The sequence below is a fragment of the Streptomyces sp. S465 genome, from assembly GCF_026898115.1.
GTDB classification, from domain to species: domain Bacteria; phylum Actinomycetota; class Actinomycetes; order Streptomycetales; family Streptomycetaceae; genus Streptomyces; species Streptomyces luomodiensis.
On sequence record NZ_CP114036.1, the window covers coordinates 5,788,528 to 5,808,044 of the forward strand.

19 protein-coding genes are annotated in these 19,517 nt (G+C 71.7%); 10 read left to right on the forward strand and 9 right to left on the reverse strand.

Going from position 1 to position 19,517, the window contains the following annotated elements; translation table 11 throughout:
• The first annotated feature begins 122 nt into the window (after positions 1-122).
• Positions 123-857: a TetR family transcriptional regulator gene (locus tag N6H00_RS24425; protein WP_268973966.1), complete on the forward strand. Its 735-nt coding sequence runs from the start codon at positions 123-125 to the stop codon at positions 855-857.
• On the opposite strand, the gene N6H00_RS24430 is transcribed toward N6H00_RS24425, so the two are convergent.
• Positions 823-2,154, reverse strand: a complete 1,332-nt coding sequence (locus N6H00_RS24430; protein WP_268973967.1) for a M6 family metalloprotease domain-containing protein — start codon at positions 2,152-2,154, stop codon at positions 823-825. The genes N6H00_RS24425 and N6H00_RS24430 overlap by 35 nt on opposite strands.
• Before the next feature lie 338 nt (positions 2,155-2,492).
• Between N6H00_RS24430 and N6H00_RS24435 the strand changes: the two genes are divergently transcribed.
• Both N6H00_RS24435 and N6H00_RS24440 read left to right on the forward strand, forming a co-directional pair.
• Positions 2,493-3,143, forward strand: a complete 651-nt coding sequence (locus N6H00_RS24435) for a TetR/AcrR family transcriptional regulator (RefSeq protein WP_268973968.1) — start codon at positions 2,493-2,495, stop codon at positions 3,141-3,143.
• Positions 3,144-3,327: 184 nt separating this feature from the next.
• On the forward strand, positions 3,328-4,836 hold the full coding sequence (locus N6H00_RS24440) for an MFS transporter (protein ID WP_268973969.1): 1,509 nt from the start codon (positions 3,328-3,330) through the stop codon (positions 4,834-4,836).
• A gap of 190 nt (positions 4,837-5,026) precedes the next feature.
• Here the strand turns inward: N6H00_RS24440 and N6H00_RS24445 are convergent, their stop codons facing one another.
• Positions 5,027-5,527: a MarR family winged helix-turn-helix transcriptional regulator gene (locus tag N6H00_RS24445; protein ID WP_268977093.1), complete on the reverse strand. Its 501-nt coding sequence runs from the start codon at positions 5,525-5,527 to the stop codon at positions 5,027-5,029.
• Between the two features lie 127 nt (positions 5,528-5,654).
• On the opposite strand from N6H00_RS24445, the gene N6H00_RS24450 reads away from it, so the two are divergent.
• Entirely contained in the window at positions 5,655-6,437 is a 783-nt protein-coding gene (locus N6H00_RS24450) for a dioxygenase family protein (protein ID WP_268973970.1), read from the forward strand.
• Between the two features lie 96 nt (positions 6,438-6,533).
• Here the strand turns inward: N6H00_RS24450 and N6H00_RS24455 are convergent, their stop codons facing one another.
• The gene (locus tag N6H00_RS24455) at positions 6,534-7,625 is read right to left on the reverse strand and encodes a questin oxidase family protein (protein ID WP_268973971.1); all 1,092 of its coding nucleotides are present in this window, start codon (positions 7,623-7,625) and stop codon (positions 6,534-6,536) included.
• 92 nt (positions 7,626-7,717) lie between these two features.
• Positions 7,718-8,134 (reverse strand): hypothetical protein, encoded by a 417-nt coding sequence (locus N6H00_RS24460; protein ID WP_268973972.1) that lies wholly within the window; start codon positions 8,132-8,134, stop codon positions 7,718-7,720.
• A 375-nt stretch (positions 8,135-8,509) separates the two neighbouring features.
• On the opposite strand from N6H00_RS24460, the gene N6H00_RS24465 reads away from it, so the two are divergent.
• Positions 8,510-9,514, forward strand: coding sequence for a sigma-70 family RNA polymerase sigma factor (locus N6H00_RS24465; RefSeq protein WP_191069838.1), 1,005 nt, complete (start codon positions 8,510-8,512; stop codon positions 9,512-9,514).
• 212 nt (positions 9,515-9,726) lie between these two features.
• Here N6H00_RS24465 and N6H00_RS24470 read toward each other — a convergent pair whose 3' ends face one another.
• Positions 9,727-10,464: an SDR family oxidoreductase gene (locus tag N6H00_RS24470; RefSeq protein ID WP_268973973.1), complete on the reverse strand. Its 738-nt coding sequence runs from the start codon at positions 10,462-10,464 to the stop codon at positions 9,727-9,729.
• 229 nt (positions 10,465-10,693) lie between these two features.
• On the opposite strand from N6H00_RS24470, the gene N6H00_RS24475 reads away from it, so the two are divergent.
• From N6H00_RS24475 to N6H00_RS24485, 3 genes are all read left to right on the forward strand, one after another.
• Complete coding sequence (locus N6H00_RS24475) at positions 10,694-11,455, forward strand: DeoR/GlpR family DNA-binding transcription regulator (protein ID WP_268973974.1); 762 nt, start codon at positions 10,694-10,696, stop codon at positions 11,453-11,455.
• On the forward strand, positions 11,452-12,396 hold the full coding sequence (gene pfkB, locus N6H00_RS24480; RefSeq protein WP_268973975.1) for a 1-phosphofructokinase: 945 nt from the start codon (positions 11,452-11,454) through the stop codon (positions 12,394-12,396). The genes N6H00_RS24475 and pfkB overlap by 4 nt, the downstream gene beginning before the upstream one ends.
• A gap of 85 nt (positions 12,397-12,481) precedes the next feature.
• Positions 12,482-14,623 carry a PTS fructose transporter subunit IIABC gene (locus N6H00_RS24485; RefSeq protein ID WP_268973976.1) on the forward strand — a complete coding sequence of 714 codons (2,142 nt, stop codon included), beginning with the start codon at positions 12,482-12,484 and terminating at the stop codon, positions 14,621-14,623.
• A 385-nt stretch (positions 14,624-15,008) separates the two neighbouring features.
• Here N6H00_RS24485 and N6H00_RS24490 read toward each other — a convergent pair whose 3' ends face one another.
• Positions 15,009-16,151: a P1 family peptidase gene (locus N6H00_RS24490; RefSeq protein WP_268973977.1), complete on the reverse strand. Its 1,143-nt coding sequence runs from the start codon at positions 16,149-16,151 to the stop codon at positions 15,009-15,011.
• 211 nt (positions 16,152-16,362) lie between these two features.
• On the opposite strand from N6H00_RS24490, the gene N6H00_RS24495 reads away from it, so the two are divergent.
• Entirely contained in the window at positions 16,363-16,938 is a 576-nt protein-coding gene (locus N6H00_RS24495; RefSeq protein WP_268973978.1) for an AMP-binding protein, read from the forward strand.
• 3 nt (positions 16,939-16,941) lie between these two features.
• A complete protein-coding gene (locus N6H00_RS24500) occupies positions 16,942-17,130 on the forward strand; it encodes a hypothetical protein (RefSeq protein ID WP_268973979.1) in 189 nt (62 codons plus the stop codon).
• A 7-nt stretch (positions 17,131-17,137) separates the two neighbouring features.
• Here the strand turns inward: N6H00_RS24500 and mscL are convergent, their stop codons facing one another.
• The 3 genes from mscL to N6H00_RS24515 all read right to left on the reverse strand — a co-directional run bounded on the left by mscL (position 17,138) and on the right by N6H00_RS24515 (position 19,500).
• Entirely contained in the window at positions 17,138-17,629 is a 492-nt protein-coding gene (gene mscL, locus N6H00_RS24505) for a large conductance mechanosensitive channel protein MscL (protein WP_268973980.1), read from the reverse strand.
• Positions 17,630-17,737: 108 nt separating this feature from the next.
• Positions 17,738-18,280, reverse strand: coding sequence for an RcpC/CpaB family pilus assembly protein (locus tag N6H00_RS24510; protein WP_268973981.1), 543 nt, complete (start codon positions 18,278-18,280; stop codon positions 17,738-17,740).
• 374 nt (positions 18,281-18,654) lie between these two features.
• Positions 18,655-19,500, reverse strand: coding sequence for an S-methyl-5'-thioadenosine phosphorylase (locus tag N6H00_RS24515; RefSeq protein WP_268973982.1), 846 nt, complete (start codon positions 19,498-19,500; stop codon positions 18,655-18,657).
• Positions 19,501-19,517: the final 17 nt, after the last annotated feature.

A 19,517-nucleotide genomic window follows, 5' to 3' on the forward strand; every position in this document is an offset into this window, starting at 1 on the left:
TGTCGTGCGGTGAACGGTCGCTCGTGATTCGGTGAACAGTTGGAATCACAAGTGTTCACTGAGTTCTAGAGTACCCCGCCGGGGCCTGGAAAAATTCAGCGAACAGATGTTTACTGAATGATATGAGTCACACGCCCGGGGTCCGGCAGGCCCAGAAGGAGAAGACCCGGCGCGCCCTGATGGACGCGGCGTTGCGGCTGCTGGAGGACCAGAGCCTGAGCAGCCTGGGCCTGCGGGAGGTCACCCGGGCGGTGGGGGTGGCGCCGGCCGCCTTCTACCGGCACTTCCGGGATCTGAGCGATCTCGGTGTCGCTCTGGTCGAGGAGTGCCTGGGCAGTCTGCACCACATGATCCGCGCGATACTCGCCGGTCAGGACGGTGACGAGGAGCGGATCGACGCCACCGTCGAGGCGGTCGCCGAGCATGTCCGCCGCTATCCCGCCCATATCCGCTTCATCGCACGTGAGCGGCACGGCGGGGTGCGTGCCGTACGGGAGGCCATCGCCGCCGAGCTGGACCGGTTCGCCGACGAGGTGGCCGCCGCCTTCGTCCCGCAGCTCTCGCCGGAGAGCTGGCCGCCGGAGGATGTCCGGATGCTCGCGGAGCTGTATGTGGACCACATGGTGATGACGGCGACGGCGTTCCTGGAGGCCCAGGCGGGTCACGGGGAGGCGCGAGTGGGTCAGGGGGAGGCTCGAGCGGATCAGGGGGAGGTCCAAGCGGATCACGGGGAGCCCCAGGCGCGTCAGGGAGATACCCGGTCCGGCCGTGCGGAGGACGAGCGACGGGTGGCCGACACCGCGCGCAAACAGCTGCTGCTGATCAGCCTCGGGCGCCGCCACTGGCGCGACGGGTGATCTCCACGAGATAGTCACCGGCCGCGTTCCGGCCGGTCACGCGGACGCGCACCCGTATGCCGTTCGCCTCCGCGCCGAAGGTCTCGCCGGGTGCGTAGGGCGCGTCGCTGAGTCCGGGGTGCACATTGCGTTCCCGGGTGCAGCCGTGGCCGTGCGGGGTGGAGTCCATGACGGTGATGGGGCCGCCGCCGGAGTCGACCCCGGTGTCCACCCGGGAGACCAGCACACCCGGCTTGCATATGCCCTCGTCGTTGCCGCCGTCTGCCCGCGCCTCGATCGCGTAGCCGGTGGTCGGCGAGACGGGGACGAAGACGAGTTTGGTCCCCTCCGGCCGGCCCAGCGGGGACAGGGAGTGCGCGAAGACCCCGGAGCGGGCGGCGCAGGCGATCTGCCCCGGGCCGAGCCAGCCGAGCTTCCACTTGTGCCAGGCCATCAGGTCGTTGCCGGCCCCCCAGTCCTCGGACATCACGTCCCAGTGGCCGGCCTTGTCGCCGCCGTCCCGGGTGTAGAGGTCGGGCAGCCCGAAGACGTGGCCGTTCTCATGCGGCAGGACGCGGAAGCCGGTGCGGCGCAGCGAGCCGGAGCCGTCGTCCTGGCGGCTGTAGACGAACGAGACGTTGGCCAGCGGAACGCCGTCGGCGGTCGGGGCCTGCTGGTTGGCGGCGTAGGTGACGGACAGTACGGCATGTGCGGCGGGCGGCCCCGCGTTCGGAGTGACCAGGACGTTCACCAGGTCGTAGCGGCGGAAGTCCACTTTGGGGTCGGCGGCCTCGGCGATGTCGGCGACCAGTTTGCGATAGCCCGGATCGAAGGGGCTGCCGCGCTTGATGCCGTACGCGCGGAACGAGCGCGGCATCCGCAGCCAGTGGGTGATCGGCATCTCGGGGCGGTAGTCCAGCCGCCCGTACGAGCTCTGCGCGAACCACCGGGTGGTCTGGGGGAAGAACTCCTCGAACCGCTGGCGGGCGGTGCCCTGGCCGTGGACGTCCGGAAAGTCGATCATGAGGTTGAGGGCGTGGACCGTGCCGGTGCTGCGGCTGTAGCCGCGGCCGGTGGGGATGCCCTCGGACATCTGTAGCCCCGGCCCGGGGCCGAGGGCGCAGGGAGTGAGCGAGCCGAGGGCCGGTCGCGCGGAGGGCGCCGGGGCCAGCTCGGGGGGTGCGGGGGGTCCGGGACGCGGAGTCGCCGCCGGGGTGACCACCGCCACCGTGAGCACGGCGGCAGTGGCGAACGCGCCGCCTCGGCGGGGCCGGCGTATTCGGATGCGGGAGCGGGTGGTCCCATGCGTCTGGTTCATTGCCGACCACGGTGTGCCGACGCGGGCCGGGGCGCCCGTGGGGGGCCGCCGGGCGGGGGAATCGGCTGCTCCGTCGGGGTGACGGAGGGCGCCGGACAGGTGTGAGGCAGGTCACCTGCGGACGCAGAAATTCCGGGGAGTGATTCCCCGTTTAACCGAGTGATCGCGCAAACGGGGACTGAATCCCCGGAAAGTTGAACTTCGTCACTTCGTAGCTCATACCTCGTACCTGGATACCTCGTACCTCATGCCTCAAGGCCGGGGGCCTGGCATCGCCGCCGAGTCACCGGAGAAACCGTGCGCGCGAATGCCGTACGTACGCAGAAAGGAGTGCTGTCATGACCGCCGACACGACGACCGCGAAGTCCGCACAGCCCCGGCTGCGCGCGGACGCCCTGCGCAATCGGGAGCGCATCGTCGCGGCCGCCCGTGAGGCGATCGTCGAGTACGGGGCGCACAGCCCCCTCGATGAAATCGCTCGACGGGCGGGGGTCGGCAATGCCACTATCTACCGGCACTTCACGGACCGCCGTGAGCTGATCCACCACGTGGCGCTCTCGGTGATGTCCCGCGCCGCCGACCAGGCCGAAACCGCCCTGGCCGAGGAGGCCGACGCCTTCTCGGCGCTGGGGCGCTTCGTGCACGCCGCGGCGGACGAGCGCATCGGCGCGCTGTGCCTTCTGCTCTCCGACGGCATCGACAAGGAGCACCCTGATCTCATCGCCGCCCGCGACCGTCTGACCGCCGATGTCGAGGCCCTGATGGGGGCCGCGCGAGCCGAGGGGCAACTGCGCGCCGACATCGGTGTCGGAGATCTCATGGTCGCGCTCAACCAGCTCACCCGGCCGCTGCCCGGCAGCGTCTGTGTGAACTTCGACGTCTTCGTGCACCGGCATCTGCAACTGTTCCTGGACGGTCTGCGGGCCCCGGCGCGCTCCGAACTACCCGGTAAATCCGTGACCTTGGAGGATCTCCAGCGGCGGCCGTGACGTAGATCGCACTCGGCGGCTTCCGTACCACCGCTTATTCCACGCGCGTTCACAAGTCTTCTGTATGTGTGTACGGGCGTTGTCGTCTCCCGCTACCTGTTACCCAACGTCTTGAGCCGGTCCGATGACGACCGGTCACACTCGTCCCATTTATCACTCTCCGCATCGCTAGGTAGGCCCATCCATGCCTGAAACGGCTTCATACGTGGACCCCAGACGCTGGAAAGCGCTGATATTCATCGCTCTGGCCCAGCTGATGGTCGTGCTCGACGCGACCATCGTGAACATCGCGCTGCCCAGCGCCCAGGCCGATCTCGGCATCTCCGACGGCAACCGGCAGTGGGTCATCACGGCCTACGCCCTCGCCTTCGGCGGACTGCTGCTGTTCGGTGGCCGGATCGCCGACCTGTGGGGTCGTAAGCAGACCTTCCTCGTCGGTCTCCTCGGCTTCGCGGCCGCCTCGGCCATCGGCGGTGCCGCGCTGAACACCGGCATGCTGCTGGGCGCGCGTGCGTTGCAGGGTGTGTTCGGCGCGCTGCTCGCCCCCTCGGCGCTCTCGCTGCTCGCGGTGATGTTCACCGACCCCAAGGAGCGCGCCAAGGCGTTCGGCGTCTTCGGTGCCATCGCGGGTGGTGGCGGTGCCGTCGGCCTGATCCTCGGCGGTGTGCTCACCGAGTACATGGACTGGCGCTGGACCTTCTTCGTGAACATCCCGTTCGCCGTCATCGCCGCGGTCGGCGCGATCGCCGTGATCCGCGAGCCGGTGGAGAGCCGCAACTCTTCCCGGCTGGACATCCCCGGTGTGCTCCTGGCCACCTCGGGTCTGGTCGCGCTGGTCTACGGCTTCACCCGCGCCGAGTCCGACGGCTGGTCCGCGGGTCCGACCGTCGGTCTGTTCATCGCCGCGGCCGTGCTGCTGATCGCCTTCGTGGCCGTCGAGTCGCGGGTGAGGGCTCCGCTGCTGCCGCTGCGCGTGGTCGCCGACCGGAACCGGGCCGGTGTCTACGCCTCGCTGGGCCTGGCCGTCATCGGGATGTTCGGCCTGTTCCTCTTCCTCACCTACTACATGCAGGTCGTCAAGGGATTCAGCCCGGTCAAGACAGGTTTCGCCTTCCTGCCGATGGTCGCGGGCATGATCACCGGCTCGACGCAGATCGGTGCCCGGCTGATGACCCGGGTCCCGGCGCGGCTGCTGATGGGTCCGGGCTTCCTGGTCGCCTCGGTCGGCATGCTGCTGCTGACCCGGATCGACCTGGACACCTCGTACCCGACGCTGATCCTGCCCGGGTTCCTGCTGCTCGGCCTCGGCATGGGTACCGCGTTCATGCCGGCGATGAGCCTGGCCACACACGGCGTCGAACCGCGTGACGCGGGTGTCGCCTCGGCCATGGTCAACACCTCGCAGCAGGTGGGCGGCGCCATCGGCACCGCGCTGCTGAACACCATCGCGGCGAGCGCCACCACCGACTACGCCAGGTCGCATATGGCGGCCGCCCCTTCGCGCAAGGCGCTGGAGCTCCAGTCGATGGTGCACGGCTACACCACCGCCATCTGGTGGGCGGTCGGCATCCTGGCGCTGGCCGCGGTGCTGGCCATGACGCTGGTCAACGCCGGCCGGCAGGACGGCGGCGGCGCGGTCGCGGGCTCCGGGGACGGGGCGGCGGAGGACGCCGTTCCGGTCCTGGCGCACTGACGCCGGGAACGATGTCCTGGCGCGCTGACGCCGGGAACGATGGGCGAAGCCCCGCTCCCTCTGGATTCCAGGGAGCGGGGCTTCCGCTTGGATGCCGGGATGCCGGGGCGGCGCCGGCGTGGCCAGGGCCGGCGGCCTGGGGTCGTCAGCGCCGGGGGTCGTCAGCGCGGCCGGGGCCCGGCCCAGGGCGTCAGCGCAGCCAGGGGAGGTCGGCGCCCTCCGGCTGAAGACCGTCCGCGATGATCCGGCATATCTCGCCGAACTGCTCGACCTGCTCGGGGGAGAGCCGGTCGAAGATGGCCAGCCGTACGGCGGAGACATGACCGGGAGCGGTCTTCCGCAGCACCTCGAACCCCTCGTCGGTCAGGACCGCGTTCTGCCCGCGCTTGTCGTCGGGGCAGTCCTCGCGCCGGACCCAGCCGTCCTTCTCCATCCGGGCGATGGCATGGGACAGCCGAGAGCGGGTGATCTTGGCGACCTGGGCGAGTTCGGTCATCCGCATCCGGTGGCGAGGCGCCCAGGAGAGCGCCACGAGCAGCCCGTAATAGACATGAGGCATGCCCGCGTCGCGCTGTAGCTGGCGGTCGAGGTGATCCTCCAGCAGCATGCTGGCGTGCCTGTACGCCAGCCAGCTGCGCTGCTCGTCATCGGTCAGCCAACGCGGCGCGTCGGCGTCTGCGGGGGTTTTCATGGCGTCGTCCACGCGTCCATTCTAGGTATTGCTCTTTGAATTTTAAACAAGTGTGCGGTACAGTTGGCATGCTGATTGCTTGATACTTCAAGTAGATTGTCGAGCTCCGCACTGCCGAGGAGTCTTCATGTCCGCGCTCGACGGGCGCATGCCCGCCCTCTACCTCAGCCATGGTGCTCCGCCGCTCGCCGACGATCCGGTCTGGCCCGGACAGCTCGCCGCCTGGGCCGCGGGCCTGCCCCGGCCCAAGGCCATTCTCATGATCTCCGCCCACTGGGAGGAGGCACCCCTGGCCATCGGGGCCACCCGACAGGTGCCGCTGGTATATGACTTCTGGGGCTTCCCCCAGCACTACTACCAGGTGCGGTACGCCGCCCCCGGCGCTCCCGAGCTGGCCGAGCGGATCCGCAAGACACTGCGCACGGCGGGCACCCCGGTCCAGGACATCCCCGACCGGGGGCTTGACCATGGCGCGTATGTGCCGCTGGTCGAGATGTATCCGGAGGCCGACATCCCGGTCCTCCAGGTGTCGATGCCGACCCTCGATCCGCGGAAGCTGATGGAGATCGGGCGGAAGCTGGCGCCGCTGCGGGACGAGGGCGTGCTGATCGTCGGCAGCGGTTTCTTCACCCACAACCTGGCCGCACTGCGGCACTCGGGTCCGACGCCGCCCGGCTGGTCGACCGAGTTCGACGACTGGGGGCAGCGGGCCCTGGACGCCCAGGACATCGACGCGCTGCTGGACTTCGAGCACGCGGCGCCGGCGGGGCAGCTCGCCCATCCGCGTACCGAACACTTCGCGCCGTTGTTCGTCACGCTGGGCGCGGCGGAGGGGGAGCTGGGCAGCCAGCGGAGCGTGATCGACGGCTTCTGGATGGGGCTGGCCAAGCGGTCGCTCCAGTTCGGCTGAGCCGGTACGGGCGGGTCGGCCGGGGCGGTACGGGCGGGTCCACCGGGGTCCAACCGGGGGGACCCGCTCGGGCCGTTGTGGTCGTTGTCGTGGTCGTCAGAGTGCCGGGTCGATCATCGCGCAGGCGCGCAGCGCGGCGGTCAGGGCCGTCGCGTCCGTTCCCCCGCCGACGTCGAGGGCGGTGTCCGTCAGCTTGATGGCGTGCTCGTCGCCGTGTGCGGCGGCGCGGGCGAAGACCTCCTCGGGGGTGACGCCGGCCGCGGACGGCAGCCGCCCGGCCGGGCCTGCCGGGTCGGCCGCACCTGCCGGGAGCGGCTCCGGCGGCGCGTACGCCGCCGTGACCGCGGCGCTCGCCGCCCACGCCGCGTCCAGACTCGGCGCCCACAGCTCACGGGGCAGCGCGGGCAGGACGCGCAGTACGGCATTGGGCGCGGTCGCGGCGTGGACCAGCATGACCGGTTCGCCGTGGCCGTGGGTGGCGTAGCGGTGCGTCGCGGCCCGTACCAGCTCGGCCAGTCGCCGGCGCGCCTCCTCGGGCCGCTCGGCGAGGCCGGGGGCGGGCAGGGCGGGCGGCCAGGCCGGGAAGGCGGTGAGCCGGGGCAGCCGCTCCCGTATGCCCCCGCTCTGGTCCGCGATCGGCTCCACGGCGGCCAGCGCGTCGGCCGCCGAGCCGGAGCCGGGGCCCGGCCGCTGCCCGAGCGGCGGCAGCGGGGCGTGGCGGGCGGCCCAGTAGCCGAGGGCGTGGGCCAGCTCGGCGGTGCGGGGCGCGGTCGTACCCTCCGGGTCGTCCAGCAGGGTCCGCACGGCGTGGCCGACCCGGATCACCGGATGCGTCGCGCCGCCGGCGATGCCCGGCAGCAGCCGCGGCCACCACACGGCGAGCACGTCCCGCCAGGGGCGGTCGGCCAGTTCCCGGTCGAAGTAGGCGGGCCAGTCGGCGAGGCGGCGTGGATCGCCGAGCGCCTCGCGCCAGTTCTCCTCGGTGATCCGGGCGTACGAGCCCGGCATCTCCTCCAGCTTGTCGCGATAGCGGTCCAGCCACCGGTGCACGACGCGCCCGTGACCGTGGCGTACGAGCGCCTCCACGGCCATCGGCGCGTGATTGCTCAGCCATCCCCGATGCTCGGGCCCGGCGGCATGCAGTCGCTCGAGGGCCTCGTCGAGGGTTCCACTCGTGTCCTCCGTCATGGCCTCACGCTAGGGACGGCGGGGGCGGCCCCGGAACGGACCGTGGACGGAAGCGTGGGGGGACCGTCGACCTAAGCCGCACAGGGGGAGGACTAAGCCGGAGGCCGCGGTTTCCACACGTGGAAGACGTAGTACGACATGGCCGCCATCGCGAGCCCCGACCCGAGCCCGATCCCCGCGGACCGGAGGACCGAGCCTCCGCTCACGGAGTGCAGGAAGCCGAGCGCGCAGCCGAGGACCGCCCCGTACAGCATGGCCCGGATCTCCGGCATCACGCCCGGCGTCCTCCTGCCGAGCGCGTAGCAGAGCGCTCCGAGCACGACCGCCGACACCACGCCGAGGACGGCGGCCGCGGGGATGCTGGAGCCCTGGTTGTGGTCCACGAACATCACCCAGCCGCCGAAGAGCACGGCCAGCACGGCCGGCACGCCCCAGGAGGCGGAGGGGTGGAGCGGGAGGTGGAGCCGCGGATGGCCGGGGTGGCTCACCGGGGCTGTGGGGGCGTTCATGACCGGACCTCCTCGTCGCCGCTGCCTCGCCCTGACCCGTCACTCTCCAGCGCACACCCGTGTCGGGGGGCGGGCAAGCCGGGCCGAGGGGGGTACCCGGGCAACCAGGGGGCCGCGAGATTCGTCTTGAAGGACGGGAGAGGGGTGAGCGAGCCGTCGGAACGCGGCTGAGCACAGGCTCTGACCTGCGATTCCGGGTGTTTTGGCAGCGAGCCGACCCCCGTGTGGGTGGACAGGATACTGCATGATCGTAAAAAGGTGGGCGCGTGATGGGAATTCTGTCCTGATTCCAGTCGTTGTTTCCTTCGGACGGGGCACCCGGCACCGGAGAAACCGTCCATAGTCCGCGCCCGATCCATCTGTAAGGGAGCACGCATGGCAACCCGTGCCGTCGCCCGTAATCAGTCCGCCACCGGTGGTGGCGCTGATGGGGCCAACAGTGTTCGCGCCTCAGGCGGGGAGATCGCCGATCGCGACCTGGTCGGCATGTATCTCGACGAGATCGCTCGCACCCCGTTGCTGGACGCGGCGAAGGAGGTCGAGCTGTCCCAGTCCATCGAAGCGGGGGTGTACGCCCAGCAGATCCTGGACGGGGAGGTTGAGGACGCCCCTGCCGCAGGCGCGAGCCGCGAGGAGCTGGAGGCGATAGCCGCCGAAGGTGCCCGTGCCAAGGACATCTTCATCCGCTCCAACCTGCGTCTCGTGGTGGCTGTGGCACGCCGCTATCCGCGCAGTGGACTGCCGCTGCTCGACCTGATCCAGGAGGGCAACGCGGGCCTGGTGCGCGCGGTGGAGAAGTTCGACTACACCAAGGGATTCAAGTTCTCGACCTATGCCACGTGGTGGATCCGCCAGGCCATCACGCGCTCGATCGCGGACCAGTCCCGTACGATCCGGCTGCCCGTCCACCTGGTCGAGGAGCTCGGCCGGATCCGCCGGGTGCAGCGGGAGTTCAACCGTGAGCACGGCCGCGAGCCGGAGCACGCCGAGATCGCCGAGGAGCTCGGCTCCACGATGGAGCGGGTCTCGGACGTGCTGGACTGGGCACGCGACCCGGTCAGTCTGAACATGTCGGTCGACGACGAGGGGGAGACCCAGTTCGGCGACCTGCTGGAGGACACCTCGGCCGTCTCGCCCGAGCAGTCGGTGATGACGCTGCTGCGCAGCGAGGAACTGGAGGACCTGATCGGCCGCCTCGACGACCGCACCGCCTCCATCATCAAGGCGCGGTACGGCATCGACGACGGCCGGGAGCGCACTCTGACCGAGGTCGGCAAGCAGCACGGCCTCACCCGTGAGCGCATCCGGCAGATCGAGAAGCACGCCTTGCTTGAGCTGAAGAAGATGGCCCGCCAGACCGGTTTTGACGCAGCGGCTTGAGTTCCCCGTCCAGCAGCAGACCGCAGCCACCACCAGACCCCCTTCCTCCCCGGACCGAGCCCCGGCGCCCTTCCCCCCCCGGCGCCGGGGCTCGCTTATGTCCGCACGCGATGTCTGTCCGTGACGTCCGTGCGCGATGTCCGTACGCGATGTCTGTTTGCGACATCCGTACGCGATGTCTGTTCGCGATGGTTGGGGCCGGGGGCGGCCGGTCAGGCGGTGAAGCCGCCGTCCACGGCGATCGACGCCCCGGTGATGTAGCGGCCGTCGTCGCCCGCGAGATGGGCCACGGTCGCGGCGATCTCCGAGGGCCGGCCGTAGCGGCCGAGCGCGGTGAAGCCGCTCTGGGTGGCGGCGCTCTCGCCGTCGGCCGGATTCATCTCGGTGTCCACCGGACCGGGGTGGACCAGGTTGGCCGTGATCCCGCGCGGGCCGAGCTCACGAGCCAGGGCCTTGGTGAGGCCGGTGAGCGCGGACTTGCTGGTCGCGTAGAGGGTGCCGCCGGGGAAGGCGACCCGCTCGGCCATACAGCTGCCGATGGTGATGATCCGCCCGCCGTCGGTCAGCTGCGCGGCGGCCGCCTGTGCCATGAGGAAGGGCGCCCGGACATTGACGGCGAGGACGTGGTCCACGTCGTCCAGCGACAGCTCGGCGAGGGGGCCGAGGACACCGGCGCCGGCGTTGTTGACGAGGATGTCCAACCGGCCGAACTCGGCGGCGGCCCCTGCCACGGCGGCGCGCACCGCCTGTGCGTCGGCGCTGTCGGTCTGTACGGCCCAGGCGCGACGTCCCAGCGCCTTGATCCGGTCGACGACATCCGCCGCGCGTCCGGCCTGGCGGTGGTAGGTCAGGGCGACATCGGCGCCGTCCTCCGCGAGCCGGATCGCCACGGCCTCGCCGATGCCCCGGCTGCCGCCGGTGACCAGAGCCGCCTTGCCGTCCAGTGTCATGTCTTCTCCCCGTTCACGGTGATGTTCCTGTCGTGCGGTGGTCCCCCTGATGAGGACATGACCCGATCCTGGCCGGGCGGGCCGGGGAAGTCCGGCGGGATTCGGACGGTGCGCTGGTCCGTGCCCGGTCAGGTCTGTTTGATGCCCGAGTCTGTTTACTTTCCTGCATCGCCCACGTAATGTGGCCGCGAAAATCACAGGTTCGGGTACGGAAGGGACGTAAACCCACATGTACGCACCGGAGCGTCAGCAGGAGATTCTCCGGCTCGCCCGTGAAAGCGGGCGGGTGGATGTCCTGTCTCTCGCCGAGGAGTTCCAGGTCACCGCCGAGACCGTGCGGCGGGATCTGCGTGCCCTCGACCGGGCGGGGCTCGTCCGCCGTGTGCACGGGGGCGCCATCCCGGCCGGCCGTCTGGACTTCGAGCCCGATCTCGCCGAGCGCGAGTCCACCGCCGCCGACGAGAAGGACCGCATCGCGCGGGCCGCCCTCGCCGAGCTGCCGTCCGACGGCAGCGTGATCATCGACGCGGGGTCGACGGCGGCCCGGTTCGCCGCGGTCTTCCCGCTGGAGGCCCAGCTCACCGTGGTCACCCACGCCCTGCCGGTGGCCGCGCGCCTCGCCGACCACCCCGGTATCGCGCTGCACCTCGTCGGCGGGCGGGTCCGCCACCGCACCCGGGCCGCCGTGGACGCATGGGCGCTGCGCGGCTACGGCGAGATCAAGGCCGATGTGGTCTTCCTCGCCACGAACGGCTTCTCGCCGGAGGGCGGGCTCACCACCCCCGATCTCGCGGAGGGCGCCGTCAAGAGCGCCATGATCGCGGCGGCCCGGCGGGTGGTGCTGCTCGCGGACTCCGCCAAGTTCGGCCAGCAGCACTTCGCCCGGTTCGGCGGCCTCGACGACGTCGATCTGCTCATCACGGACACCGGGCTCAGCCCGCAGGACGCCCTGGCCATCGAGCGCCAGGGCACGGAAGTGGCACGCGCATGATTCTCACCGTCACCCCCAACCCCAGCCTGGACCGTACGTACGAGATCCCGGCCCTGGAGCGCGGCGCCGTACTGCGGGCCACCGCCGACCGGGTCGACCCCGGCGGCAAGGGCGTCAATGTCTCGCGCGCCGTGGCCGCCGCCGGGCACCGCACGGTGGCCGTGCTGCCGCTCGGCGGACCGGAGGGCGCGCTGCTCGCCCGGCTGCTGGAGGAGCTGGGCATCGAGGCGGCGGGCGTGCCCGTGGCGGGCTCGACCCGGGTCAACATCTCCGTGGCCGAACCGGACGGCACCCTCACCAAGCTCAACGCGGGCGGGCCCGAGCTGAGCGACGCCGAGGCCGAGGCGGTGCTGGAGGCCGTCCGGACCAGGGTCGACGGCGCCGACTGGATCGCCTGCTGCGGAAGCCTGCCCCGAGGACTCGCACCCGAGTGGTACGCCGAGCTGGTGGCGCGGGCCCACCGGGCGGGCGCCCGGATCGCCCTGGACACCTCCGGCCCCTCGCTGACCGCGGCCCTGCGCGAGCGTCCCGATGTGGTGAAGCCCAACGCCGAGGAGCTGGCCCAGGCGGTGGGCCGTCCGCTGGCCACCGTCGGCGAGGCGGTCAAGGCGGCCGAGGAACTGCGGGAGCTGGGTGCCCGCGCCGTCCTGGCCAGCCTGGGCGCCGACGGTCAGCTGCTGGTCGACGACACGGGCGCCTACTTCGGCACCGCGAGCGTCGCCGCCGTGCGCAGCAACGTCGGCGCGGGCGACGCCTCGCTCGCCGGATTCCTCACGGCGGGCGGCGCCGGGCCCGCCGCCCTCGCCTCGGCCGTGGCCCACGGGGCGGCCGCGGTGCAGCTGCCGGGCAGCGCCATGCCGACCCCGGCCGACCTCGACCCGTCCGCCGTCGTGACCACGGCGGACATCCCGCTGGACCGTGTGCTCAAGGAGCCCGCGTGACCGGCCGGCCCCACTCCCACCCCCCAGTCCCCACTCCGTCCGCCCGCCTGCCCCAGGGCGGCACCGCACACAAGGGAGCCGCGAGATGAGTGAGCTGATCACCGCGGATCTGGTCGACCTTGACCTGTCCGCCGACACCAAGGAAGCCGCCGCCCGGTCGCTCGCCGAACGCATGGTCGAGGCCGGCCGGGTCACCGACCTCGACGGCTTTCTCGCCGATGTGGCGGCGCGCGAGGAGCAGATGCCCACCGGCCTGGACGGCGGCATCGGCATACCCCACTGCCGCAGCGCACATGTCACCGAGCCCACCCTGGCCTTCGGGCGCAGCGCGGCCCGGATCGACTTCGGCGCGGCGGACGGACCGGCCGATCTGATCTTCCTGATCGCCGCCCCGGCGGGCGCGGACAGCGATCACCTGACGATCCTGTCGAGCCTGGCCCGGCAGCTGATGAACGCCGACTTCACCGATGCGCTGCGCTCGGCCGACCGGCCCGAGCGGGTGGCCGCACTGATCCGCGGTGAGGAACAGAGCGCACCCGCGGCCGAGCGGACGGGGGCCGAGAAGCCGGCCACCGCCGACGCTTCCTCTGCTTCCTCGGATGAGCCTGCCCCCGCCGAGCCCACGGACGCGGCCACCGCCGCGTCCGCGACCTCCGCCCCGACCGCCGCCGCGACCTCCGCGTCCGCGTCCGCCGCCGAGCCGGTGGCCCCCTTCCGGATCGTCGCCGTCACGTCCTGCCCCACCGGTATCGCCCACACCTACATGGCCGCCGAGTCGCTGGAGAACGCCGCTCGCGAGGCCGGTGTCGAGCTGGTGGTCGAGACGCAGGGCTCGGCCGGATTCGACAAGCTCCCCGCCGCCACCATCGCCGCCGCCGACGCGGTGGTCTTCGCACACGATGTGGAGGTCCGGGACAAGGCCCGCTTCGCAGGCAAGCCGACGGTGGACGTCGGGGTGAAGGCGGCCATCAGCCGCCCCGCCGAGCTCATCGCCGAGGCGCGTGAGAGGGCCGCACGGGGGGAGACCGGCGCACCGGCCGGGACCTCGGCGGAGCGCTCGGCGCCGATGGACGCGGACGGGGCGGCCGGTGACGGCTTCGGCACCAAGCTGCGCAAGTGGCTGATGACGGGCGTCAGTTACATGGTCCCGTTCGTCGCCGCGGGCGGTCTGCTGATCGCACTCGCCTTCGCGATCGGCGGTTACGAGATCGCGAGTGCCAAGTCCGTCGCGGACCACTTCGTGTGGACCGAGACCAGCAGCTGGGCCGCGCTGCTCTTCCAGATCGGCAGTGCGGCGTTCACCTTCCTGGTGCCGGTCCTGGCGGGCTATATCGCCTACGGCATGGCCGACCGGCCCGGTCTGGTCCCCGGTTTCGTGGGCGGCTACATCGCCACCACCATCAAGGCCGGATTCCTCGGCGGTCTGGTTGCGGGCCTGATCGCCGGCGCGGTCGTCATGGGCATCCAGCGGTTCAAGGTCCCGGCGGTACTGCGCGGCATCATGCCGGTGGTGGTGATCCCGCTGATCTCCTCCGCGATCGTCGGCGTCCTGATGTTCGTGGTGATCGGCAAGCCCATCGCCTCCGCGCAGCAGGCCATGACCGACTGGCTCAACAGCCTCTCCGGCGCCAACGCCATCGGTCTCGGCGTCCTCCTGGGCCTGATGATGTGCTTCGACCTGGGCGGCCCGGTCAACAAGGTGGCTTACGCCTTCGCGACCGGAGGTATCGCGGTGTCGGACCCCTCCGCCGGAAGCCTCAAGATCATGGCCACGGCGATGGCCGCCGGTATGGTCCCGCCGCTGGCGATGGCCCTCGCCACCACCGTGCGCGGACGGCTGTTCACCAAGACCGAGCGGGAGAACGGCAAGGCCGCCTGGGTGCTGGGTGCCTCCTTCATCAGCGAGGGCGCCATTCCGTTCGCGGCGGCGGACCCGCTGCGGGTGATCCCCTCGTCGATGGTGGGCGGAGCCATCACCGGTGCCCTGTCGATGGCCTTCGACTGCACCCTGCGCGCCCCGCACGGCGGCATCTTCGTGGTCCCGCTGATCGGCCAGCCGTTCCTCTACCTGGTGGCCGTCGTGGCGGGCACGGTGGTCTCGGCCGGTCTGGTGGTGTTCCTCAAGGGACTGCGCAAGACGGCGGAGCCGGAGGCCGCGGACCAGGCCGGTGCCGAGGCCACCGAGGGCGCTACCGAGGAAGAGTCGAAGGTGGCGGTGGCGGTCTGACCGCGTCTTCGTCACCTCCTGTCCGATCCGGCGGTGGACCGCCCACGTCCGTGGGTGGCCCACCGCCGGCTGTCCGTGAGTGGTCCATCGCCGCTGTCCGTGGGCAGGCCGCGCGAGGCGCAGTAGGCGCACCGAGCGCGGCCTCGCCAGGCCCCGGCTGGAAGACCGGGGGCACCGGACCGGTACCGGGGCACTGCCCAGCCGGGGCACCGTGGCACTGCCCAGGTCCAGGACGGCGAGATCGGCCGTGCGGGTCCGCCGCTCGCCCTGCACCGTCCGGACCCCGGCGGTGACCGGCGCCGAACGCCGACCCGAACCCCAGCCGAACCCCTTCTTCGCTCCGGTCATTCCTCCGGTCATTCCTCCAGCCTCCGGCTTCGGCGGATCAACTGCTGTAAAGATCCCGATAGGCGGGGAAGACACCGCCCGGACCGTCCACCGTCTCCGCCGCGAGCACCGCCTTGACCACCGCTCGGGTCAGCACATCCGCCCCGGCCGCCAGCACCTCGTTCAGCGCCCCGGCCTCCCGGTGCACCCCGAACGCCGGATCGCCGGCGTCCTCGGGGCCACCCTCCGGTATCAACGGGCGCCCGCAGGTGGCCAGGGCGAAGACCGTGTCGCCGTCGGACAGCAGATGCACCGGCCGGACGGCCCGTGCCAGCCCGTCATGCGCCGTGCCCGCGAGCTTGTGCGCCTGGGCTCGCGTGAGCAGGGCATCGGTGGCGACCACGGCCAGCGTCGTGTTCAGCGGAGGCCGCACCGACGCGGCCTGCCGCCGCTCCGACTCGGCCCGCGCGGCAGCCAGCCGGCGCATCGCCTCCGCGTGCTCGGCCGCACCGGGCCTGCGGGGCCCACCCTCCTCCCACGGCCCATGGAGCTCCCCGTACAGCACCCCCGTATCGGGATCGATGACCGAGCCCGCGGCGTTGACCACCGCCAGCGCGGCCACCGTGGTGCCGGACGGCAGCACCGTGGAGGCCGAACCAGTGCCGCCTTTGAGTCCCCCGGCCACCGCGCCCGTGCCCGCCCCCACATTGCCCTGCACGACCGGCGCACCCGGTTCCGAACGGGCCGCCGCCTCGATCGCCGCACGCCCCAGCGCGGCGTCCGGGCGGGCCCGCCAGTCGCCGCCCCGGCCCAGGTCGAAGAGGGCGGCGGCCGGGACCACCGGAACGACCTGCGCCGGATCGGGGCCGACCCGGAAGCCCCGGCCGTGCTCCTCCAGCCAGGCGGCCACCCCCGAGGCGCTGTCGAGCCCGAACGCGCTGCCGCCGGTCAGCACGACGGCATCGACGCGCTGGACCAGATTGCGCGGATCGAGGGCATCGGTCTCCCGGGTGCCGGGGCCGCCGCCGCGCACATCGACCGCGGCGACCGCACCGCCCTCGGGGGCCAGCACCACGGTCGTCCCGGTCAGCCGGCCGCCGCCGGACCGCTGGGCATGGCCCACCCGCAGCCCGCGGACATCCGTCAGGCTGTCGTCCGGGCCGGTGGGGACTGGTTCGGGGTTTGCCCGCTCGGCATTCATGGAAGCTATGCGTAGCACGGGCAGCCGTGGCATGGTCGGGTACCGAGGCGCGGACCACCCCCGTATCCACCGTCGCACGATCGCCGCCGAAGGGTTCGGAGCGGGATGAGAGCCCTTCCAGGTGGGGTGAAGGCACCTCGGAGTGGGGTGAGGCCCCCTCATATAGAGGGCGTTCATCGAACGTTGATGACGTGGCAGCAGGCTGAGCCGTATGCCGTTCGCCCCCGTCCAGAAGAAGACCGCCGTGCCCCATACCTCTCGGACGGAGGAGCTCCCGACACTGGCCGCCGACACTCGGCGGGCCGCCCGGGTCGCCCTCCGATGGATCAGCGAGCCGGACTGCACCGAGGAGCTCACCCATGCCCAGCTGCTCGACCAGGCGGCCCGAGCCGCCGCGGCCCTCACTCGGCTCGGCGTCCGCGCCGGGGACCGGGTGGCGGTGCATCTGCCGCTGGTGCCCGAGTCCGTGATCGCCACGCTCGCCTGCGGCCGGCTCGACGTCGTCCGCGCCAGCCTCCCCGTGGGGCTGTGCTCCCACGAACTGCGCGACCGGATCAGGGAGGCCGGTGCCAAGGTCGTCATCACCGCTGACGCCGGACTGCACCGCGGGGAGCCACAGCCGCTCAAGCGGCACATCGACCGGGCGCTGACCGGCTGCCCCGAGGTGCGGTCCGTGCTCGTCGTCCACCGGCTCGCCTGCCCGGTGTCCTGGACCCCCGGGCGCGACCTGTGGTGGCACGACGAGCTCGGCCGGTACACCGAGCCGCTGACCGGGCCGTACTCTTGAGGCATGAGCACCGCCCCTGCCTCCGGACCGCGCGATCCGGCCGCCGCGCTGAACTTCGACGATCCACTGGCGGAGCGGTCATCGGACGATACGGACCACGGGTGGGGTGAGCGGATTCCCGGCGGCGACAGCGCGGACGACGCCGCCGACCTGGCCCGGTTCCTCGCCGAGAAGCCGCCCCACCACCTCTGACGCATCCCTAGGCGCTGGAGCCGCTGCCACCACCGCCGTGGGCGGCGCCGCGCCGCGCCACCAGCTCGTCGCGAATCTGGCGCAGCAGAATGATCTCCTCGGCCTCCGCGACGGCCTGCTCCTCCTCCACCTTCGCGTCCTTGGCGGCCTTCCGCGCCAGATAGCGCGACATCGGCAGCACCATCAGGAAGTACACCACCGCCGCTGTGATCAGGAAGGTCAGCACGGCTGACAGCACGCTTCCCCACAGGATCGGTATGCCGTGGACCACATCGCCCGTGGCATTGGTCTCGCAGGGCGCCTTGAGACAGGAGCGGTACTTCTCGAGATCCTTCGTGCCGAAGGCTCCGACTATGGGATTGATGAAGCCCTTCACTATCGAGTTCACGACGGCGGTGAAGGCGGCTCCGATGACGACCGCGACGGCCAGATCGATCACATTGCCGCGCATCAGGAAGGCTTTGAACCCTTCCATGACGCTCTGCTTCTCCTCGGTCACCTTCTCTTGACTCAACCCACTGCCTCTCTTTCGCCGCGTCGGTGCTGGAGCGGACGGTTCCGCAACCTACACCCGCAGGTGAAAGGGGAATCAGGGGAGCCGGGTGAGTCAGCAGCGGCACAGCGTCACCGCCAATCGGGAGCCGGCCGCGGCCCCGGCGAGCGCGGTGGCGTCCGCTCGCGGCACTGTCAGCACCACCAACGCCCCGCCGCCGTCCGCCCCTTCGCCGAACGTCCCGCCGTCGGCTCCGTCGTCCGCCGTGCGGATGCCCCGGGATCCACGGGCTCCCGGCACTTCGGCCACCCGGACCCCACGCGCGACCACCCGCGCCGCGGAACCGGACGACCGGGTGCGCGCGGCGTCCGGAAGCGGCGTGGCCAGCACATCCACCCGGTCGCCGGGGTGCAGCAGCCGCACCGCCGCCGCGTCCGCGATCCGGACCGGCGCTGACACCATGACCGGGCGCGGCGCACCGCCCGGATCCTCGCGCGCCGGGGCGGGCGGCGAGGACACACCGTCCGTGTGCCCCTTGCCGGAGGGTGCCGCGGCGGCGAGTGCGGCGGCCGTCAGCGCCAGCCCCGCCGCCATCGCGCGGCGCCGCCGCCGCATGGCCCGTCCGAGCCGGAATCCGCCGTCACGCCCCGTGCGCACCGGAGCGAAGCGTGGCACCGCACGGGCCGGGGGAGCGGAGCGGGGTAACGCGAGAGTGGGGGACGGATGGGACATGGCACATCACCGCCTGCCGTGAGGGACCGGGTGCTTCTGGCTCCCTCACCATGCCCGTCTCCGCCCGATCCCGCTCGGGCCTGTGGACGGCCACCGGGCTGTGGACAACCCGGTCACCCGAGCGAGGGACACCCGCCCGTGGCGCTCGCCTCAAGCGACACCCGCCCCGACTGACACCGGCCCCATCCGGCACCCGCCTCGACCGGCACCGGCCCCGTCCGGCACCGGCCCCATCGCGAGTCGTGCCCGCAGGCACCAGCCGCCCTGTGCCGACCCGCCGTCCCGGACGCGGCTTTCCCCTACGGAAGCTCTATCCCCAGGTCCCAGCCGTCATGGGCATGCGTGCACAGGCAGTCCCGCGCGGAGTTCTCCGGCAGCCTGCCCACCGCGTCGAAGAGCACCTCACGCAGTCGGCCCACATTCTCCCCGAAGACCTTCAGCACCTCGGTGTGGGTGACGCCCTCGCCGGTCTCCACGCCCGCGTCCAGATCGGTGACGAGCGTCAACGAGGTGTAGCAGAGACCCAGTTCACGAGCGAGCACCGCTTCCGGGTGGCCCGTCATGCCGACCACCGACCAGCCCTGTGCCGCATGCCAGCGCGATTCGGCCCGGGTGGAGAAGCGCGGACCCTCGACCACGCACATGGTCCCGCCGTCCACCGGCTCCCAGCCGCGTCCGCGTGCCGCGTCCACGGCCGCCTTCCGTCCCAGCGGGCAGTACGGGTCGGCGAAGGTGGTGTGCACCACGTTCGGCACCCGTCCGTCCGGCAGCGGCTCACCGTCGAAGAACGTCTGCGTGCGCCCCTTCGTACGGTCCACCAGCTGGTCCGGGACGAGCAGTGTCCCCGGCCCGTACTCCGGCCGCAGCCCACCCACCGCGCAGGGGCCGAGGACCTGCCGCACCCCGAGCGAGCGCAGGGCCCAGAGGTTGGCGCGGTAGTTGATGCGGTGCGGCGGCAGGTGGTGCTTGCGGCCGTGCCGCGGGAGGAAGGCGACCCGCCGTCCCTCGATGTCGCCGAGGACGAGCGAATCGCTCGGCGCCCCATAGGGGGTCTCCACGGTGATCTCAGTCACATCGTCGAGGAACGTATAGAACCCCGAACCCCCGATGACCCCTATGTCTGCTTGCCTGCTGGTCTCGACCATGTGGTCACCCTAGCCAG

Bases quoted from the DNA above. Each gene is read 5' to 3' on its own strand.
- N6H00_RS24430 (WP_268973967.1), bottom strand. From the start codon at position 2,154: ATGAACCAGACGCATGGGACCACCCGCTCCCGCATCCGAATACGCCGG.
- N6H00_RS24435 (WP_268973968.1), top strand. From the start codon at position 2,493: ATGACCGCCGACACGACGACCGCGAAGTCCGCACAGCCCCGGCTGCGC.
- N6H00_RS24440 (WP_268973969.1), top strand. From the start codon at position 3,328: ATGCCTGAAACGGCTTCATACGTGGACCCCAGACGCTGGAAAGCGCTG.
- N6H00_RS24445 (WP_268977093.1), bottom strand. From the start codon at position 5,527: ATGAAAACCCCCGCAGACGCCGACGCGCCGCGTTGGCTGACCGATGAC.
- N6H00_RS24490 (WP_268973977.1), bottom strand. From the start codon at position 16,151: ATGAATGCCGAGCGGGCAAACCCCGAACCAGTCCCCACCGGCCCGGAC.
- N6H00_RS24455 (WP_268973971.1), bottom strand. From the start codon at position 7,625: ATGACGGAGGACACGAGTGGAACCCTCGACGAGGCCCTCGAGCGACTG.
- N6H00_RS24450 (WP_268973970.1), top strand. From the start codon at position 5,655: ATGTCCGCGCTCGACGGGCGCATGCCCGCCCTCTACCTCAGCCATGGT.
- N6H00_RS24500 (WP_268973979.1), top strand. From the start codon at position 16,942: ATGAGCACCGCCCCTGCCTCCGGACCGCGCGATCCGGCCGCCGCGCTG.
- pfkB (WP_268973975.1), top strand. From the start codon at position 11,452: ATGATTCTCACCGTCACCCCCAACCCCAGCCTGGACCGTACGTACGAG.
- N6H00_RS24460 (WP_268973972.1), bottom strand. From the start codon at position 8,134: ATGAACGCCCCCACAGCCCCGGTGAGCCACCCCGGCCATCCGCGGCTC.
- N6H00_RS24425 (WP_268973966.1), top strand. From the start codon at position 123: ATGAGTCACACGCCCGGGGTCCGGCAGGCCCAGAAGGAGAAGACCCGG.
- N6H00_RS24465 (WP_191069838.1), top strand. From the start codon at position 8,510: ATGGCAACCCGTGCCGTCGCCCGTAATCAGTCCGCCACCGGTGGTGGC.
- N6H00_RS24470 (WP_268973973.1), bottom strand. From the start codon at position 10,464: ATGACACTGGACGGCAAGGCGGCTCTGGTCACCGGCGGCAGCCGGGGC.
- N6H00_RS24515 (WP_268973982.1), bottom strand. From the start codon at position 19,500: ATGGTCGAGACCAGCAGGCAAGCAGACATAGGGGTCATCGGGGGTTCG.
- N6H00_RS24475 (WP_268973974.1), top strand. From the start codon at position 10,694: ATGTACGCACCGGAGCGTCAGCAGGAGATTCTCCGGCTCGCCCGTGAA.
- N6H00_RS24495 (WP_268973978.1), top strand. From the start codon at position 16,363: ATGCCGTTCGCCCCCGTCCAGAAGAAGACCGCCGTGCCCCATACCTCT.
- N6H00_RS24485 (WP_268973976.1), top strand. From the start codon at position 12,482: ATGAGTGAGCTGATCACCGCGGATCTGGTCGACCTTGACCTGTCCGCC.